Raw genomic sequence first — 17195 nt, 5'->3', positions numbered from 1 at the left:
CCCGCCTCCGCGAGACGACGCCGCGGGAAGGTCACTTGCCGGAACCTGCCCCGCGAGATCGGCGAACTGCCCGATCTCAGGTGCGCATCCGGGCCGACGTGGGCCCGGTTGTTCAGTGCATCCCCTTGCGGATCCGTCGGACCATCAGGAACACCGCCAGAACCACGATCGGCAGCAGGAGCGCGGTGGCGGTTCCCTTGCTGAGCCCGAGCGGTTCGAGGAAGGGATAGGCGGCATAGCTGGCGAGGTTCAGCGCGTAATAGCTGATCGCGACCACCGACAATCCTTCGACCGTCTGCTGCAGGCGCAGCGCGAGGTCGGCCCGACGGTCCATGCTCTCGAGCAACCGCTGGTTCTGGGCCTGCCGCTCCACGTCGACGCGGGTGCGCAGAAGGTCGCCGGCGCGGGTCGCCCGGTCTGCCATCGCCTTCAGCCGTGCCTCGACCGAGCGGATCGTCCGCATCGCGGGGTCGAAGCGGCGGGCCATGAACTCGCCGAAGAGCTGGCGCCCCTCGAACCGCGCCTCGCGCAACACCGCGATCCGGTCATGCACCAGCGCCGCATAGGCCGCGGTGGCGCCGAACCGGAAGGTCGAGCTGGCGAGCATGTTCTCCAGTTCGGCCGAGATCGACAGCAGTTTCTCCAGCGATTCCTCCGCCGGCTGCAGGTCGCCGCGCAGGTCGCCGACCAGTACGCTGAGCTGCTGATCGATCTCGCCCATCCGGTGGCTGAGATCCTGCGCCCTCGGCAGGCCCAGCAGCGACATGGACTTGTAGATCTCGATCTCCGTGACCCGTTGCACGACGCGCCCGACCCGCGACGGCCCGACCGACGGACGCACGAACAGCGCGAACCGCATGTGTCCGCTGGTATCGATCCGGAAGTCGCTGGCCACGATCGCGGCGTCCTCGAGAAGGCGGGCCATGGCGACGCTCTCGCCCACGAACCAGCCGTCGACCTTGTCGCGCGCCTCCGCGTCTCCCGCCTCGCCCGCCTCGAGCAGCTCCACCCGGATCAGGGCCGAGCTGATCCGCATCCCCGGCGAGGTTGCCAGCCAATCCCTCGGCAGAAGCTCGTAGTCGCTCGCGTCGAAGGCGCGCTCTTCCAGCCCGTCGATGAAGAGCGTGTAGGTGGAAAATTCGGTGTGGCGTTCCCATTTCAGCCGGTGCCGGCCGATCTCTCCGAACCAGTGGGTCGCCCCCGGCGGGGGGTGTGGCGCACCGAACCGGTCCAGCAGCGCCACCAGGTGCGCCCTGTCCTCCGCCTTGTCCCGGCTGGCCGCGTCGCGCGGGCGCTTGATCGCCAGGAACAGCGCATGGCAAGGCGCCTTCATTTCGGGGAACGGGCGCGCATGCAGCTCGTTGGCCAACTCGTAGCGTCGCGGATGATCCGCCAGTAGGGGCGCGTGGCCTGTCTCGTTCATGGAGCCAGATAACCTTGCGGAAACAGCCCTGTAAAAGGATTTCTGGGCATGCACTGGCATACGGCGGCCGGGCTGGCGCGGCATTACCCTTGCCCGAGAACCGTGTCCTCCGAATGCAGATCGGGCCGGATGGCTTGCGCCACCCGACCCGACACTCCTCCCCAGGATCTCCGCGTCAGTTCAGATCGCCACCACGGCCAGCGGCGGGAAGCCGTTGAACCCGACCGAGGAATAGCTCGACGTGTAGGCGCCGGTGTTGCGGATCAGCACCCGGTCACCGGCCGCGAGGGTCATCGGCAGATGCACGGGACGCTTCTCGTAGAGCACGTCGGCGCTGTCGCAGGAGGGGCCTGCCAGGATGCAGGGACCCTCGGGATCACCATCGCGCGGAGTTTCGAACTGGTAGCGGATCGCCTCGTCGATGGTCTCCGCCAGGCCGGAGAACTTGCCGATGTCGAGATAGACCCAGCGGTGCGCGTCGCGCGCCGACTTGCGGCTCACCAGCATGACCTCGCAGGCCAGAACGCCGGCCTCGGCCACCAGGCCGCGGCCCGGCTCGGCCATCACCCGCTCGACATCGCCGAAGCGCTCGCGCACCTGGCGCATCACGCCGGCGGCATAGGCGGTGGGGGCCTCGATCGCTTCGCCGTAGAAGGCCGGGAAGCCGCCGCCGATGTTGAGCAGGCGCAGGTCGTGGCCGAGCGCGATCGCGTCGTGCCAGATCGTCGCCATGGCGTCGAGCGTCGGCGCCCACATCTCGGAGCGGCGGGTCTGCGAACCGACGTGGAACGACAGGCCGACCGGGTCGAGGCCGAGCATCTTGGCGTGGCCCATCAGCGCGATCGCGGTGTCGCGGTCGCAGCCGAACTTGCGGCTGAGCGGCCAGTCGGCCTCGCTGGTCTCGACGATGATGCGGATGTAGACCTGCGCGCCCGGCGCGTTGTGGGCGATCTTCTCGATCTCTTCCTCGGCGTCGGCGGCAAAGAGCGTGATGCCCGCGCGGTAGGCGAAGGCAATGTCGGAGGCCCGCTTCACGGTGTTGCCGAAGGAGATCGTCTCGGGGCGCGCACCCAGCGACAGGCAGAGCTCGATCTCGCCACGGGAAGCGGCGTCGAAATGCGAGCCGACCTCGACCAGGCGCGAGATCACCTCGCGGGTCGGGTTCGCCTTGACGGCATAGTGAATGTCGGCTTCGCCGAGACCGGCCTTGAGAGCCATGAACTGCTGCGCGACGATGTCGGTATCGATCACCAGCGTCGGCTGATCGAACATGTTGGTGGCGAGGAAGGACTCCAGGCGCGAGGATACAGGAAGGGCGCGCGAGGCCTGAGCCTCACCGAAATGCATCGTCATTGGTCATCTCCAATAGACCCGGCCATATATGACCGCTCAGTTCCAAGGGAGACGTTACCGTCGCTACGTAAACACGGTTGCGAGATGCTTTCGGCCAGAGGCGCGTGCGTTGGCGTCTTGAATGCGCATTTGCGGCGGAACGGGATTCGTTTCAAGACCCAATTCATCGCCGACGCAAAAAAGTTCGCGGCGGGATTCAGAGCGTTATTTTCGCAACACGGCTCACCTGTGCAAAACGTCTCGAAGTTGCGAGGGATCATAGCCGTTGCGCTCGAGCGCGGCCTCGGCTTCGGCGCGCTTTGCCGCCGAGATCTGAGGGCTGCGCGCAAGGATCCACCCGGTCTTGCCACTCGGCTCGCCGACGACCGCGACGGAATACGCCGGGTCGACGTGCAGCACCCAGTAATCCCCCCTGGCAAACGGCAGCCACGGCACGAAGGAGACCTTCAGACGCCCCGGCGCAACGAGTTCCGCCTTGCCTTCCGCCTGCTCCACCGGCCCATCCGGGGCGCCCTTGTGGCAGGTGTTGACCACCGAGATCTCGCCGTCGCCTGTTCGGGCGTAGTCGGCGGTCACGCCCTCGCAACCTTGCTCGAAGCGGTTGGGGAAGCGCGCGATCTCGTACCACGTGCCCATGTACCGGTCGATGTCGAGGTTCTGCACCACCGACATCTGCGTATCGCTATCGCGGTAGCTTTCGGCGGGGGCGAGCGACGCGCTGCCCACAAGGGCCGCTGCGGTCGCGCCCGCAATCAACGTGCTCCTGATCATGTCTCACTCCTGTCGTCTCGGTGGCCTGGCCTCGGACCTTCGCAGGCCGGAGCTGTATTCGCAGAGACAACGCCTGCCGGCGCTCCGGGTTCCCCTGGAACTTCAACATGACCGACCATCCGGCTGTCCGCAAAAGCAAAACCGCCCGGCGAATGCCGGGCGGTCTCGAAGGTGCAGATATCGCGCGCGATCAGCTGATGCGGGTCAGCAGATCGTCGAGGCTCTTCTTGGCGTCGCCGAAGAACATGCGGGTGTTCTCCTTGTAGAAGAGCGGGTTCTCGATGCCCGAGTAGCCGGTGCCCTGCCCCCGCTTGGAGACGAACACCGTCTTGGCCTTCCAGACCTCCAGCACCGGCATGCCGGCGATGGGCGAGTTCGGGTCTTCCTGCGCGGCCGGGTTCACGATGTCGTTGGAGCCGATAACGATCACGACGTCCGTTTCCGGGAAGTCGTCGTTGATCTCGTCCATCTCCAGCACGATGTCGTAGGGCACCTTGGCCTCGGCCAGCAGCACGTTCATGTGCCCCGGCAGACGGCCCGCGACGGGGTGGATGCCGAAGCGCACCTCCTTGCCCTTGGCCCGCAGGCGGCGGGTCAGCTCGGCCACGTTCTGCTGCGCCTGGGCCACCGCCATGCCGTAGCCCGGAACGATGATGACGCTGTCGGCATCTTCCAGGGTCGCGGCCACGCCGTCGGCGTCGATCGCCACCTGTTCGCCCTCGACCGCCATCTGCTCGCCCGCCGGACCGCCGAAGCCGCCGAGGATGACCGAGATGAAGCTGCGGTTCATCGCCTTGCACATGATGTAGCTCAGGATCGCACCCGAGGACCCCACAAGCGCACCGACCACGATCAGCAGGTCGTTGCCGAGCGAGAAGCCGATCGCGGCCGCGGCCCAGCCCGAGTAGCTGTTGAGCATCGAGACGACGACGGGCATGTCCGCCCCGCCGATCCCCATGATCAGGTGGTAGCCGATGAAGAGGCCCGCCAGCGTCATCACGAAGAGCGGGAAGAAGCCGCCGGTGTTGAAGTACCAGATCAGGCAGAGAAGCGAGAGCACCGCCGCGCCGGCGTTGAGCAGGTGCCCGCCCGGCAGCTTGGTGGCCGCGCTCGTCACCTTGCCGGCAAGCTTGCCGAAGGCCACGACCGAGCCGGTGAAGGTGACCGCACCGATGAAGATGCCGAGGAACAGCTCGACCCGCAGGATCGACTGCTCGACGCCGTCCTTGTGCGCCAGCACCGCCGCGAAGCCCTCGAGCGCCTCACGCGCGGTCTCGTCCATGGCCAGCACGCGGCCAAGTTCGAAATGGGCGTTGAAACCGACGAAGACCGCCGCAAGGCCGACGAGGCTGTGCATCGCCGCCACGAGCTGCGGCATCTCGGTCATCTGGACGCGCTTGGCGACCACGACGCCGATGGCGCCACCGCCCGCGATCAGCAGAAGCGACAGCAGCCAGAGGCCGGAGCCCGGGCCGATCAGCGTCGCAAACACCGCCAGCGCCATACCGGCGATGCCGTACCATACGGCGCGCTTGGCGCTTTCCTGTCCGCTCAGACCACCCAGAGACAGGATGAAGAGGACAGCCGCGACCACATAGGCCGCCGTTGTGAATCCGTATTCCATTGTCCCCGTCTCCTTACGATTTCTGGAACATGGCGAGCATGCGCCGCGTCACGAGGAAGCCGCCGAAGATGTTGATCCCGGCCATGAAAACCGACAGCGCGGCGAGCAGGATCACCAGGAAGCTGCCCGATCCGATCTGCATCAATGCGCCGAGGATGATGATCGACGAGATCGCGTTGGTCACCGCCATCAGCGGCGTGTGCAGCGCGTGGGAGACGTTCCAGATCACCTGGAAGCCGACGAAGATCGCCAGGACGAATACGATGAAGTGCTGCATGAAGCTGGCCGGGGCCACGAGGCCGACGCCCAGAATCAGCGCCGCGCCGATCACCAGCAGCGTCACCTGCTGCCGGGTCTGCGCCTTGAACGCCTGCTTCTCGAGTTCCAGCTTCTCCTCGCGGGTCAGCTCCTTCGCGGGCTCCTTCTTCTTCTGCGCCGCGATCGCCTGGATCTTTGGCGGCGGCGGCGGGAAGGTGATCGCCCCCTCGTGGGTGATCGTCGCGCCGCGGATCACGTCGTCTTCCATGTTGTGGTTGACCTGGCCGTCCTTCTCGGGCGTCAGGTCGGTCATCATGTGACGGATGTTGGTGGCGTAGAGGGTCGAGGATTGCGCGGCCATCCGGCTCGGGAAGTCGGTGTAGCCGACGATGGTCACGCCATTGTCGGTGACGATCTTCTCGTCCTTGACGGTCAGCTCGCAGTTGCCGCCACGCTCGGCGGCGAGGTCGACGATGACAGAGCCCGGCTTCATCATCTCGACCATGTCCTTGGTCCAGAGCACCGGCGCATCCCGGTTGGGGATCAGCGCGGTGGTGATGACGATGTCCATCTCGGGCGCCAGCTCGCGGAACTTCTCGAGCTGCTTGAGCCGGAACTCGGGGCTGGAGGGCGCCGCATAGCCGCCGGTGGCTGCGCCGTCGGTCTGCTCTTCCTCGAAATCGAGGTAGACGAATTCGGCGCCCATGGACTCGATCTGTTCGGCCACTTCGGGGCGCACGTCGAAGGCGTAGGTGATCGCGCCGAGGCTGGTCGAGGTGCCGATGGCGGCAAGACCGGCCACGCCGGCGCCGACGATCAGAACCTTCGCCGGGGGCACCTTGCCCGCCGCCGTCACCTGGCCGGTGAAGAAGCGGCCGAAGTTGTTGCCGGCCTCGATCACCGCACGGTAGCCCGCGATGTTGGCCATCGAGCTCAGCGCGTCCATCTTCTGCGCGCGGGAGATTCGCGGCACCATGTCCATCGCGATGACGCTCGCGCCCTTCTCCTTGGCGGCTTCCATCAGCGCCTCGTTCGAGGCGGGATAGAAGAAGGAGATCAGGGTCTTGTCATCGGAGAGCAGGCCCACTTCGGTATCCGTGGGCGGGCGCACCTTGGCGATGATGTCGCTGGCGGCAAAGAGCTCCTCGGCCGATCCCAGAACCTCCACCCCTGCATCGGCATAGGCCGCGTCCGAAAAGCCGGCCGCCTTGCCCGCGCCGCTCTCGATCGCGCAGGCATAGCCGAGCTTCTGCAATGCGCGGGCGCTGTCAGGCGTCATCGCCACACGCGCCTCGCCCGGGAAGACTTCCCTTGGTGACCCTATCTTCACGTGTTCTTCCTCTCGTTCATAGTCGCCGCGCACGAATGCACGTCACGGTCATTGCCTTCTCCCGGGGGTTTCATTGCACTCCGGATGCGGGTTTTCCAGCCCTTTGACCGAAACCGCGTCGATATATCAAAGCCAGCGCCGGGTTCGGGCGGCCCATTCGTCCCATTGCGGGCCGAAGTCGTCGCGCAGCCAGGCCTCCTCCTCGAGGATGAACCTGTCGGTGATCACCCACATGAACAGCGGCACCAGCACGAGGCTCGGCCAGGCGCTCCAGTGCACGATCAGCCCCAGCAGGACCATCGCATCCCCGAGGTAGATCGGGTTGCGGCTGCGCGAGAAGACGCCGTTGGTGACGAGGTGGCGGGCATGCTGGTGCGGCATGAAGGTGGTCCGGTTCTGCCGCATCTGGACGACCGCGACCGCCATCAGCAGGAGCCCGCCCCCGATCAGCAGCCCTGCGAGCAGGTCGGTTACGGGTGTGTCGATCACGCCAACGGGCAGGCGCACCGCCTGGACGCGCGCCAGTGCGATGAAGAGCAGCAGCCACAGCGGCGGCAGATCGATCCATTTCCAGAACGGCATGGCGCCCTCCCCGAGCATGCGTCACGTGGCATCGCGATTGCCCGGATGACCTACCCTTCCCGCCCCAATCGGACCAGCCATTTCCCGCCGATTGCGACATCCCGGCCGGCACCGGCGAACTACGCCTTGATCCGAATGCGGCGACGGGCGACCCTCGGGCCACTTAACGCTATTGGAGGATTAGAAAATGTACCGTCTTGCATTCCTGGCCGCACCGCTCGCTCTTATGGCCTGCGAGGACAGCATGTCCGACAGCGGCTCCACCGCGGCGATGCCCACCCCGGCCGAACAGGCCTGCCTGCGGGACGTGACCGCCGCGACGGCCAATCCCGACGTCGTGCTCCTGGGGTCCGAATTCTCCGAGGCCGGCACGATGGTGCGCGTCGGCGTCGGGCCGGAAAAGGCGCCCTGGCAATGCATCGCCTACGGCGACGGCACCACGGACGGTGTCATGTCGATGGCGGCAGAAGGCGCGCTCTGACCCGGTGGGCTTCGCGACAGACGACCCGGCGGAACAATTCGCCGGGATGCGGGTTCTCAGATCGCAAGCCATCACAAAGGGGTTACAGCAATGCTTACCTGGATCATCATTTTCCTGATCATTGCCATCGTCGCAGGTTTCTTCGGCTTTGGCGGCGTCGCATCGACGTCGGCCGGGATCGCCCGCATCCTGTTCTTCATCTTCATCGTGCTCTTCATCGGCTCGCTGATCATGCATCTCGTGAGCTGATCCGGCCGGCAACGACCTGAGCCCCGGGCGCCGGCCACCCCGCCGCCCGCGGCTTGCCCCTGATCGGGGCTTCATTCGAACTCCATCTCCTCGAAGACCCGACCGGCGTTCTTCGTTGCCAGTTCCTCGTAGGTATCGAGATGGGCAAAGGGCGTCTGGTCGACGTAATAGGCCTCTGCCAGCCCGCCGCCCGCGTCGAGGTGCTCGCCGATCCGCTCCCGCAGATATGCCAGATAATCCCGCGTGTAGCGCCGCACCTGGTCCATGTTGGTGGGATGCCCGTGCCCCGGGATCACGTAGGTCGCGCCAAGGGCCTCGAAGCCGTTGTCCCACGTCTCGATCCATTCGCTGGTGATCGTGTCGGGGAATATTGGCAGCATACGCTCGTGGAACGCCATGTCGCCGGCGATCACCAGCCCGAGATCGGGCAGCCAGACCTGGATGTCGCCCGGGCTGTGCGCCGGTCCGAGGTGCAGCACCTCGATCCGCATGTCGCCCATGGAGGCGTCGTAGCTGTCGGCAAAGGTGAGCGTCGGCCCCTGCACCACCGTGCCCTCGGCCTTGTCCCGGTTGTAGCGCTGCATCTCCTCCAGCAACTGGTGCCCGTATTGCTCGACCTCGTGGGCGGCATCCTCATGGGCCAGGATCGGCACTCCCTGCGCGGCCCAGTAGGAATTGCCCAGCACCGCGTGCCCCTGCCCGTTCTCGTTGATCACCAGCTTCACCGGCTGGTCGGTCACCGCCCTGATCTCCGCGTGCAGCGCCTCCGCCAGCACCGCCGCCGCGCCGCCGTTGATCACCACGACCCCGTCACCGGTGACGAGGAAGCTGAGGTTGTTGTTGTGTCCGGTGTTCTCGTAGGTCGGCGGCGCCGTGGCGCCGATGGCCGACCACACGTGCGGGATCACCTCGACCGGCTTCGCATAGAGCGGGCTTTGCGGGTATTGGTCGGCGATGTCCTCGCTGGCGGCGAGCGGCGTCGCGGCGGGGATCGCGAGAAGTGCGGCGGCAAGGCTCGGAATTCGTGTCATGCAGGGTCCTCCTGCCACACACATTCCACCAATGGAATATAAAGTCGAGTCCTTACCCCGCCACGGGCCGACTTTCCCCCGCGCTCCAGCGCTCAGGCTGTCTCGGGCACGTCGCCGCGCGCGACCCGGTCCATGAACTCCGCGTAGCCCGCACGTTCGACCAGATCCCGGTTCGCCCCGTTCAGCACCAGCGCCCGATCCTCCTCGGAGAACAACGCGCCATAGCTGGAGAAGAGCGTCTTCGACAGGTCGAAGGCCTTGTCGGTCTGGAACTTGCGGACGTTGTGCATGTTCGAACCGAGGTTGCGCATCCGGTTCTGCGGCACCTCGAACGCCCCCGGCTTGCGCTCCAGCCCGAGCGCCTCGGCCACCCGCGCGGCGGTCTCTTCCGGCCTTGCCACGAGGTCCTCGTAGCGCATGTGCACACGCCCCGGCAGCTTGCCCACCGTCGAAAGGTAGTTCCAGTTGAGACCGTTCCAGAGCGCCACCGGCGTTTCGAAATAGAGCTCGGGACTGACCTCCGCGCCGCCATCGAAAATCACGATCGGCGCGCTCAGGAACGCCGTCATCCCGTCGTCCGCCGCCGATCGGATGTTGCGCTTGTTGCGCTCCGCATAGGTGAACAGCGCCGACAGCGCGTAGAACGGGTTCCGGGTGACGAAGAGGCTGGGAATGTCCGGCAGCGCCAGGCGACTTCCCGCACTCAGGATCGGGAACGGCGAATGCTTCCAGCCGAAACTGTCATACTCGGCCCGGCAGACGTAGTTCATCTCCAGCACGCCGCGGGTGAAGTTCGTCCCCGAGCGAAAGATGCCGTGTATGCAGAAGCGTGTCATGGTCTGGCCCCGGTAGGATGCACATTCTGTGCCGGTATCCGGCGACAGGTGCCAGATTTCCGCTGGCGCGTCCACCGAAACGCCGCCGCTGCGGAAACTGCTGCGAACAGTTTGTGTCGACAAAGGAAATTCCTTGCGCCCGATATCGTGCTAGGGTTTCTGGGGATCGTCCTCGATCAAGCTCCGGAGCGCCCATGACGACCGATTTCACCTGGACCCGCGCGCAGTTCCAGCTGCCGGAGGGTATCGTCTATCTTGACGGCAACTCGCTCGGCCCGCTGCCGAAGGCGACGCCGGAGCGGGTGGCGCGGGTGATGCAACCGGAATGGCAGAACCTGCTGATCGGCGGCTGGACCAAGGCCGGCTGGCACATGATGCCCGAAACCCAAGGCGACCGGATCGCCGCCATGATCGGCGCGGAGCCCGGGCACGTGGTGGTGGGCGACACGCTCTCGATCAAGGTCTACCAGGCGCTTGCAGCCGCCCTCGCGCTGCGCCCGGAACGGCGCGTGATCCTGTCCGACACCGGGAATTTCCCCTCCGATCTCTACATGGCCGAGGGCCTGGCCGAGACGCTCGGCAACGGCACAAGGCTGGTCACGGTCGCCCCCGAGGACGTGGCCGCGCACCTGACCGAGGAGGTCGCGGTGCTCATGCTGACAGAGGTCGACTACCGCACCGGCCGGCGTCACGACATGGCGGCGCTGACCCGCAAGGCACATGAAGTTGGCGCGCTAACCCTCTGGGATCTTGCCCATTCATTCGGCGCCCTGCCGGTCGACCTGGCAGCCGCTGGCGTCGATTTCGCGGCCGGCTGCACCTACAAGTACATCAACGCCGGCCCCGGCGCGCCGGCCTTCATCTACGTCGCGCCCCGGCACGCCGGCGCCGCCGGCACCGCGCTGCAGGGCTGGCAGGGGCACGAGGCCCCCTTCGCCTTCGACCTCGGCTACCGCCCCGCCTCCAGGGTTGCCCGGATGCGCGTCGGCACGCCGCCGGTGCTGCAGCTTGCAGCGCTCGAGGCCGCGCTCGACATCTGGGAGCAGGTCGACATCGCCGATGTCCGCGCCCGCTCCATCGCCCTCTCCGAACGGTTCATCGCCGGCGTGGAGGCGCGTTGCCCGCAGCTCCGCCTCGCCTCGCCGCGCGCGCCGGAGCACCGGGGCAGCCAGGTTTCATTCCATTTTTCAGAAGGATACGCCGCGATGCAGGCATTGATCGCCCGCGGCGTTATTGGCGATTTCCGCGCCCCCGACATCATGCGCTTCGGCATCTGCCCGCTCTATGTCGGCGAACCGGAGATCGACCGCGCGATCGATACGATCGCGGACGTGATGGCCGGGTGCCTTTGGGATCGCCCGGAGTACAAGGTGAAAGCGATGGTTACATGAATTGGTCCTTGCGCGCCGGTGGCGCGGCCGACGCCGTGGCATGCCACGACGTCTATTTCGATGCGGTCCGCAACGGCACCGCTCCGCTGTATTCAGAGGAAGAGGCCCGCGCCTGGGCGCCGAGCGAGGACGTCGAGGAATGGCTGCCGCCACGGCTCCAGGAGGGCGTCACCTGGATCGCCGAGGACGAAGGCCACGCCATCGGCTTCCTGACGGTCACGCCCGAGGGCCATCTCGACCTCTTCTTCGTGCGACCCGGCTGGCGCGGCACCGGTCTGGCACCGGCGCTCTATCAATGCATGCGCGGCTGGGCCGTTGCCCGCGGCATCCCGGACATGACAACGCACGCGAGCCATTGCGCCCGACGGTTCCTCGAGCCGCGGGGATGGACGGTCCTCGAGGAGGAAACGGTGCTGCGCAACGGCGTCAACCTGCAACGATGGAAGATGGCCTGGAAGGTCGTCTGAGCAGCGACGGCGAAGGCTGGAAGCTCCGCGATCTTCTGCGCGCCACCCACCGCGCGCGGAGAGCGCGGCCACGCCCAACGGGAGGAGGCGCATCTGCGATGCGCTGACGACGGGCGGGAGCCAACCTTCCCGGTCATCGACCGCTTCACGGCGAGGTCGCAGTGCTCAGGCCCTCGCGGACTGTTGCGCCACCTACGCCCGCTTCAGCATCGGCTCCCGCCGGCCCGCCGCCCAATCCGCAACCGCCTTGCCGAAAGCCTCGAACAGCGGTCGGGACACCGGATCGCGAGAGGCGCGGTACTCCGGGTGCCATTGCACCGACATGGTGAACCCCGGCGCGCCCTCGACATAGAGCGCCTCCGCCGTTCCATCCGCGGCGGTGCCGTCGATCACGATCCGCTTGCCGGGCACCTTCACCCCCTGGCCATGCAGCGTGTTGGTCATCACCTCCCGGTTGCCGAACAGACGGTGAAACGGTCCCCCCTCGGCAAAGGTCACCTTGTGCCGCAAGGCGAATTTCTCCTCGATGGTGCCGTCGGGCGGCATCCTGTGGTTCATCCGCCCCGGCAGTTCCCGGATTTCTGGATAGAGCGACCCGCCCATGGCGACGTTCACCTCCTGGAAGCCGCGGCAGATCCCCAGAAATGGCTGCCCCCGCTCCACCAGCGCCCGGATCAGCGGCAGCGTCACCGCATCGCGCGACCGGTCGAAGGCGCCATGCGCCTCGGTCTCGGGCTCGCCGTATTCCTCGGGATGCACGTTGGGCCGGCCACCGGTCAGCAGGAACCCGTCGCAGACCTCCATCAGGTCGGCGACCGACACCAGGCGCGGGTCCGCCGGGACCACCATCGGAAGCGCGCCGGACACCTCGGCGATGGCTTCGGAGTTCATCGTACCGCCCGCATGGGTAGGGTACTCGTCGTTGATAAGATGGTGATTGCCGATAATGCCGACGACCGGTCGCGCCATGATGCCTCGCTAAAAGATCTTCACTCACAAGATAGCCACAGCGCGCCCCGAACGGAACGCAATAAGCGCACGGGCGGCCTGCTCCCATGCACGGATGTGCAGGAAAAGCACGCCCGGCGCCCATTTGCACGGCGCGACGGCAGCGCGGATCAGGGCTCCGCGACCAGCCCCTCGACGGCCTCGACCCCGGCAACGGCGCAGGCCTCGTCATTGTCCGGCGAATCTCCGGTGACGCCCACCGCGCCCAGCACGCGACCCGCGGCGTTGCGGACCAGAACACCGCCCTTCAGCGGAAAGAACTTGCCGTCGAAGGCGCCGCCCAGGGCGGTGGCCACCTGCGGGCGCGCCTCGGCCAGCGCTTCCTGGGCCCGGCCGCCCTTGTGCAGCATCACCGCACCATAAGCCTTGGCCCGCGCCACTTCGAACCGGCCCGGAGGCGTGTCGTCGGCGCGCTCGAAGGCGATCACGTTCCCGCCCGCATCCAGCACGGCGGCCGACATCGGCGCGCAGCCAATCGCCACGCCCTTTGCCAGCGCCGCCTGCACGATCCGGCGACACGCTTCGAGATTCAGTTCCGTCATTGCTGCACTCCAGTCCGCGGAAGGCCCCTTGCCTCCGCCATTTCATGCCGAACCGACCGACTGGCGCAGGCTGCGCGCCGTAGGCGCGCCCGGCCCAACCGCTTCGAAGGGGCCGCGCCCGCGGCCCCGCGCAGCGGGCGGGAGCCCTAGCCGTCAGCCCCTTCGGCTGCCTTGCGCGTTTCCTTCGCCTTCACCTGACGCCGCCGATAGTGCAGCGTCGGCTCGGTATAGCCGGACGGCCAGTTGCCGTCGTTGAACACGAGGTCGCAGGCCGCCTGGAAGGCGTGACTGCCGAACTTCGGCGCCATCGGCCGGTATCCCGGATCCGCCGCGTTCTGCCCGTCGACCTTCTCCGCCATGCGCCGCATCGCGTTCATCACCTGCTTCTCGTTCACCACCCCGTGGTGCAGCCAGTTGACCAGCGCCTGGCTCGAGATCCGGCAGGTCGCCCGGTCTTCCATCAGGCCCACGTCGTTGATGTCTGGCACCTTGGAGCATCCGACGCCGTCGTTCACCCACCGCACCACGTAGCCGAGGATCCCCTGGCAGCAGTTCTCGATCTCCTGCTCGATCTCCCCGTCGGTCAGCTTCCGGTCCAGAAGCGGGATCGTCAGCAGCGCCTCCAGGGGCGCGCGCGGACCGTTGGCGGCGATCTCCCGCTCGATCTCCTCCAGCCGGTGGAAGACGTCGACCACGTGGTAATGCGTCGAATGCAGCACCGCCGCCGTCGGGCTCGGCACCCAGGCACAGGTGGCGCCCGCCATCGGATGGCCGATCTTCTGCTCCAGCATGTCCGCCATCCGGTCCGGCGCGGCCCACATGCCCTTGCCGATCTGACCCCGGCCCTTCAGCCCGCAGGCAAGGCCGATATCGACGTTGCGCTTCTCGTAGGCGTCGAGCCAGGCGGCGTTCTTCATGTCGGCCTTCGGCACCATCGGCCCCGCCTCCATGGAGGTCGAGGTCTCGTCGCCGGTGCGGTCGAGGAAGCCGGTGTTGATGAAGCAGACGCGGTTGCGGGCGGCCTCGATACAGGCCGCGAGGTTGGCCGAGGTCCGGCGCTCCTCGTCCATGATTCCGATCTTCACCGTGTAACGGTCGAGCCCGAGGATCTCCTCGACCTTGGTGAAGACATCGCAGGCCAGCTTCACCTCGACCGGCCCGTGCATCTTGGGCTTCACCACGTAGACGGAGCCAGCGGGCGAGTTGACCGGCCCGCCCTCGCGGCGCAGGTCGTGCAGCGCGATCAGCACCGAGATCAGCGCGTCGAGCAGCCCTTCGCCGATCTCGTTGCCCTCGGCATCGAGGACCGCCGGCGTGGTCATCAGGTGTCCGACGTTCCGCACCAGCATCAGCGACCGGCCCTTCAGCACGGCCGGGCTGCCGTCCGGTGCGGTATAGGCGATGTCCGGCGCCAGCGCGCGGGTAAAGGTCCGCCCGCCCTTGGAGACCTCCTCGGTCAGGTCGCCCTTCATCAGTCCGAGCCAGTTACCGTAGGCCTGCGCCTTGTCCGGCCCATCGACGCAGGCGACGCTGTCCTCCATGTCCATGATGGTGGAGATGGCGGCCTCCAGCAGGACATCGGAGATCCCGGCGGGATCGGTGGCCCCGACCTCGGTGGTCGGGTCGATCACGATGCGGATGTGCAGCCCGTGGACCTTGAGGATCAGTTCGCGCAGGGCGCCGTCGTCCCCTGTCACCGTCCCGGCAAAGGCCGATGGATCGTCGAGCGCGGTCATACCGGCGGCGTGCTTCAGCCCGAGGATCGCCCCGTCGAAGGTGAACCCGGTCACCTCTTTCCAGCGCCCGGCAACCAGCGGCACCACGCGGTCGAGGTGCTTCTTGGCCCAGCGGATCACCTGGCGGCCGCGCTCGGCGTCGTAGCCCGCCCGCTCGGGCAGGCTGCCCAGGGCATCGGTGCCGTAAAGCGCGTCGTAGAGGCTGCCCCAGCGGGCGTTCGCGGCGTTGAGCGCGTAGCGGGCGTTGGTGATCGGCACCACCAGCTGCGGGCCGGCGATGCTGCTGAACTCGGGGTCGATCCGGGTCGTCTCGACGGAGAAAGAGGCGGGCTCGGGGACCAGGTAACCGATTTCGCGCAGGAAGGCCTGGTAGGCCTCCGGGTCGATCCCGGTTTCACGGTTCTTCACGTGCCAGGCGTCGATCTGCTGGTGAATCCGAGCGCGTTCCTTGAGTGCGTCTCGGTTGCGCTCGCCGAACTCCGAAACGAGGGCCGCAAGCCCGTCCCAGACCTGTTCGGCCGCGACTCCGGTGCCGGCCACGGCTTCGGATTCGACGAATCGTGCGAGGGTCTCCTCGATCTGCAGGCCTTTGCGCTCGGTGTAGCTGTCCACGGTATCCCCCCAAGGTTATGCGGAATTCTTGGTCTGTCGCGCTGCGACCCTAGCAGAAAAGCCGGGCGCATCAATGAGCAGGAGAGCAGGTTTCGCGATAGCGTCCATCACGCCGGACGATACGCGCGAGGGGCTGACAGGGCATCGCCCCGGTCACCGCACAGGTCGCCCCGTCCCCCGGGAGCCTCGAGGAAAAGCCTTGTCCCTCGGGCCGATACGAGGCGATGCGCTCAGGGCTTCGGCGCCGCACGACTGAGCCGGCGCGCCAGTTTCTGCACCTTCCGCCCCATCCAGCCCGCGCGTTTGACGGGAACCTCCAGGCCGGTATCCGCAGCCCGGGCGATCAGCTTCTCTGCGTTCTCCAGCAGCGCAGCCGCCTTGTCGCGGTCGCCTTGCGCTGCGGCAAGCTCGGCCGCGGCCATCCGGGTTTGCGCGCGCTCCAGCGCCAGCTCCGCGTTGAACCGCGCCACCAGCCAGTTGACCCGCGACGCCGCTGCGACATCGACGTCCAGCTCATGGATGTTGCCCCTCTCCGGGTATCGGTCGAAATCGGGCGTCAGATCGTCCATCGTCACGTCATCCGTGAGCGCGCAAAGGGCCTCGTTCGCCGCGCGGTTCCGTTCCTGGCATCGCCGCGCCATCTCGCGGTCGACGGAGAGCGCCTCCTCCACCGGATGCTCCTTGAGAAAGATGTTGCGATTGACGTTCATCTGAGATCCGACAACGCGCGGACCGATCAGCGACAGGAGATGGATCGAGCGATAATCGAGCGCCGTGTTTAGGCCCGCAGGCTCGGTCAAACCTTCCCGCTCGAGCCCGAAATGCTCCAGAAACCAACCAACGGTGTCCCGGTGCCGCTTGTAAGGCACCATGCGGATCGTGCCGAAGTGCTCCAGCCAGCGTTCCCGGAGTCCCAGGTAATCGTAATACGGCCCGTCGGTCGTGAATGCCTTGGAGGTCACCTTCATCCCCACCCGCGCCGATGTCGACAGGCAGGACAGTGCGAGGTCGGCTTGCGGACGCAGAAAGCAGACCACCTCGATCTCGGCGAAGTGGCGGCGCAGAAGGTCGGCCACCCTCCCGACCATCTCGGGTTTCACGAGACGGCTATGGAGATGTTCGTTGGAGACGAAAAAGGTATGAATGTCCCCCCGGGCCTTGAGCATCGCGATTTCAGCTTCGAACTCGGCGATCACGGCGTCCCTGAACGCGGCATGATCCTCCGGCGTGGCGAGGCCGTATTCCACGAAGGACGAGTCGCCGTGGCGCGGGTCCATCGAGATCGTCGCGAGCTTGCGGTTGCTCGGGCGCCCGAAGGCGGCGCTGTAAGCGAGGCCGCGTTCCAGCAGCGTCTCGGTGTTGGCGGCAAAGAAATGCTGCAGGCTGGTTGTCCCGGTCTTCTCGGTGCCGATGTGAACGACGCATTTCATGGCGCAGGCTCCATTCCCTTGCCCCGCGGGGGCGACCGGGTCCGGTCTAAGCGATCGGTCGGACGCCCACA

At 66.7% G+C, this 17195-nt stretch carries 16 protein-coding genes; 4 read left to right on the top strand and 12 right to left on the bottom strand.

Annotated elements, in window-relative coordinates; translation table 11 throughout:
- Positions 1 to 112: 112 nt before the first annotated feature.
- The 6 genes from CHB86_RS09155 to CHB86_RS09130 all read right to left on the bottom strand — a co-directional run bounded on the left by CHB86_RS09155 (position 113) and on the right by CHB86_RS09130 (position 7341).
- The gene (locus CHB86_RS09155; RefSeq protein WP_089232734.1) at positions 113 to 1423 is read right to left on the bottom strand and encodes a DUF3422 family protein; all 1311 of its coding nucleotides are present in this window, start codon (positions 1421 to 1423) and stop codon (positions 113 to 115) included.
- A 180-nt stretch (positions 1424 to 1603) separates the two neighbouring features.
- Positions 1604 to 2776, bottom strand: a complete 1173-nt coding sequence (locus CHB86_RS09150; RefSeq protein WP_089232733.1) for a type III PLP-dependent enzyme — start codon at positions 2774 to 2776, stop codon at positions 1604 to 1606.
- Between the two features lie 222 nt (positions 2777 to 2998).
- The gene (locus CHB86_RS09145) at positions 2999 to 3547 is read right to left on the bottom strand and encodes a lipocalin family protein (protein ID WP_089232732.1); all 549 of its coding nucleotides are present in this window, start codon (positions 3545 to 3547) and stop codon (positions 2999 to 3001) included.
- Positions 3548 to 3737: 190 nt separating this feature from the next.
- Entirely contained in the window at positions 3738 to 5171 is a 1434-nt protein-coding gene (locus tag CHB86_RS09140) for an NAD(P)(+) transhydrogenase (Re/Si-specific) subunit beta (RefSeq protein WP_089232731.1), read from the bottom strand.
- A 13-nt stretch (positions 5172 to 5184) separates the two neighbouring features.
- Complete coding sequence (locus CHB86_RS09135; RefSeq protein ID WP_089232730.1) at positions 5185 to 6759, bottom strand: Re/Si-specific NAD(P)(+) transhydrogenase subunit alpha; 1575 nt, start codon at positions 6757 to 6759, stop codon at positions 5185 to 5187.
- A gap of 126 nt (positions 6760 to 6885) precedes the next feature.
- Positions 6886 to 7341, bottom strand: coding sequence for a methyltransferase family protein (locus CHB86_RS09130; RefSeq protein ID WP_089232729.1), 456 nt, complete (start codon positions 7339 to 7341; stop codon positions 6886 to 6888).
- Between the two features lie 187 nt (positions 7342 to 7528).
- Here CHB86_RS09130 and CHB86_RS09125 point away from each other — a divergent pair, with 187 nt between their 5' ends.
- Both CHB86_RS09125 and CHB86_RS09120 read left to right on the top strand, forming a co-directional pair.
- Positions 7529 to 7822 (top strand): hypothetical protein, encoded by a 294-nt coding sequence (locus CHB86_RS09125; protein ID WP_089232728.1) that lies wholly within the window; start codon positions 7529 to 7531, stop codon positions 7820 to 7822.
- A gap of 90 nt (positions 7823 to 7912) precedes the next feature.
- Positions 7913 to 8071, top strand: a complete 159-nt coding sequence (locus tag CHB86_RS09120; protein ID WP_089232727.1) for a DUF1328 domain-containing protein — start codon at positions 7913 to 7915, stop codon at positions 8069 to 8071.
- 71 nt (positions 8072 to 8142) lie between these two features.
- On the opposite strand, the gene CHB86_RS09115 is transcribed toward CHB86_RS09120, so the two are convergent.
- Both CHB86_RS09115 and CHB86_RS09110 read right to left on the bottom strand, forming a co-directional pair.
- The gene (locus CHB86_RS09115) at positions 8143 to 9102 is read right to left on the bottom strand and encodes an MBL fold metallo-hydrolase (protein WP_089232726.1); all 960 of its coding nucleotides are present in this window, start codon (positions 9100 to 9102) and stop codon (positions 8143 to 8145) included.
- Between the two features lie 92 nt (positions 9103 to 9194).
- Complete coding sequence (locus CHB86_RS09110) at positions 9195 to 9938, bottom strand: sulfotransferase family protein (RefSeq protein WP_141134859.1); 744 nt, start codon at positions 9936 to 9938, stop codon at positions 9195 to 9197.
- A 194-nt stretch (positions 9939 to 10132) separates the two neighbouring features.
- Between CHB86_RS09110 and kynU the strand changes: the two genes are divergently transcribed.
- A complete protein-coding gene (gene kynU, locus CHB86_RS09105; protein ID WP_089232724.1) occupies positions 10133 to 11329 on the top strand; it encodes a kynureninase in 1197 nt (398 codons plus the stop codon).
- A complete protein-coding gene (locus CHB86_RS09100; RefSeq protein WP_089232723.1) occupies positions 11326 to 11796 on the top strand; it encodes a GNAT family N-acetyltransferase in 471 nt (156 codons plus the stop codon). The genes kynU and CHB86_RS09100 overlap by 4 nt, the downstream gene beginning before the upstream one ends.
- Before the next feature lie 192 nt (positions 11797 to 11988).
- Here the strand turns inward: CHB86_RS09100 and CHB86_RS09095 are convergent, their stop codons facing one another.
- The 4 genes from CHB86_RS09095 to CHB86_RS09080 all read right to left on the bottom strand — a co-directional run bounded on the left by CHB86_RS09095 (position 11989) and on the right by CHB86_RS09080 (position 17124).
- Positions 11989 to 12765, bottom strand: coding sequence for a gamma-glutamyl-gamma-aminobutyrate hydrolase family protein (locus CHB86_RS09095; RefSeq protein WP_089232722.1), 777 nt, complete (start codon positions 12763 to 12765; stop codon positions 11989 to 11991).
- Positions 12766 to 12914: 149 nt separating this feature from the next.
- On the bottom strand, positions 12915 to 13346 hold the full coding sequence (locus CHB86_RS09090; RefSeq protein WP_089232721.1) for a GlcG/HbpS family heme-binding protein: 432 nt from the start codon (positions 13344 to 13346) through the stop codon (positions 12915 to 12917).
- Positions 13347 to 13492: 146 nt separating this feature from the next.
- Positions 13493 to 15694: a malate synthase G gene (locus tag CHB86_RS09085; RefSeq protein ID WP_089232720.1), complete on the bottom strand. Its 2202-nt coding sequence runs from the start codon at positions 15692 to 15694 to the stop codon at positions 13493 to 13495.
- 230 nt (positions 15695 to 15924) lie between these two features.
- Positions 15925 to 17124, bottom strand: coding sequence for a hypothetical protein (locus tag CHB86_RS09080; protein WP_089232719.1), 1200 nt, complete (start codon positions 17122 to 17124; stop codon positions 15925 to 15927).
- Between the last annotated feature and the right edge of the window lie 71 nt (positions 17125 to 17195).

The sequence above is a fragment of the Tropicimonas sediminicola genome (assembly GCF_900188335.1).
Lineage (GTDB): Bacteria > Pseudomonadota > Alphaproteobacteria > Rhodobacterales > Rhodobacteraceae > Tropicimonas > Tropicimonas sediminicola.
The sequence above is the reverse complement of the archived record's forward strand: the minus strand, read 5'-3'. Positions and strand labels throughout refer to the sequence as shown.

Excerpts from the sequence above, each read along its gene's own strand:
- CHB86_RS09155 (WP_089232734.1), bottom strand. The coding sequence starts at position 1,423 with ATGAACGAGACAGGCCACGCGCCCCTACTGGCGGATCATCCGCGACGC.
- CHB86_RS09150 (WP_089232733.1), bottom strand. The coding sequence starts at position 2,776 with ATGACGATGCATTTCGGTGAGGCTCAGGCCTCGCGCGCCCTTCCTGTA.
- CHB86_RS09145 (WP_089232732.1), bottom strand. The coding sequence starts at position 3,547 with ATGATCAGGAGCACGTTGATTGCGGGCGCGACCGCAGCGGCCCTTGTG.
- CHB86_RS09140 (WP_089232731.1), bottom strand. The coding sequence starts at position 5,171 with ATGGAATACGGATTCACAACGGCGGCCTATGTGGTCGCGGCTGTCCTC.
- CHB86_RS09130 (WP_089232729.1), bottom strand. The coding sequence starts at position 7,341 with ATGCCGTTCTGGAAATGGATCGATCTGCCGCCGCTGTGGCTGCTGCTC.
- CHB86_RS09125 (WP_089232728.1), top strand. The coding sequence starts at position 7,529 with ATGTACCGTCTTGCATTCCTGGCCGCACCGCTCGCTCTTATGGCCTGC.
- CHB86_RS09120 (WP_089232727.1), top strand. The coding sequence starts at position 7,913 with ATGCTTACCTGGATCATCATTTTCCTGATCATTGCCATCGTCGCAGGT.
- CHB86_RS09115 (WP_089232726.1), bottom strand. The coding sequence starts at position 9,102 with ATGACACGAATTCCGAGCCTTGCCGCCGCACTTCTCGCGATCCCCGCC.
- CHB86_RS09110 (WP_141134859.1), bottom strand. The coding sequence starts at position 9,938 with ATGACACGCTTCTGCATACACGGCATCTTTCGCTCGGGGACGAACTTC.
- kynU (WP_089232724.1), top strand. The coding sequence starts at position 10,133 with ATGACGACCGATTTCACCTGGACCCGCGCGCAGTTCCAGCTGCCGGAG.
- CHB86_RS09100 (WP_089232723.1), top strand. The coding sequence starts at position 11,326 with ATGAATTGGTCCTTGCGCGCCGGTGGCGCGGCCGACGCCGTGGCATGC.
- CHB86_RS09095 (WP_089232722.1), bottom strand. The coding sequence starts at position 12,765 with ATGGCGCGACCGGTCGTCGGCATTATCGGCAATCACCATCTTATCAAC.
- CHB86_RS09090 (WP_089232721.1), bottom strand. The coding sequence starts at position 13,346 with ATGACGGAACTGAATCTCGAAGCGTGTCGCCGGATCGTGCAGGCGGCG.
- CHB86_RS09080 (WP_089232719.1), bottom strand. The coding sequence starts at position 17,124 with ATGAAATGCGTCGTTCACATCGGCACCGAGAAGACCGGGACAACCAGC.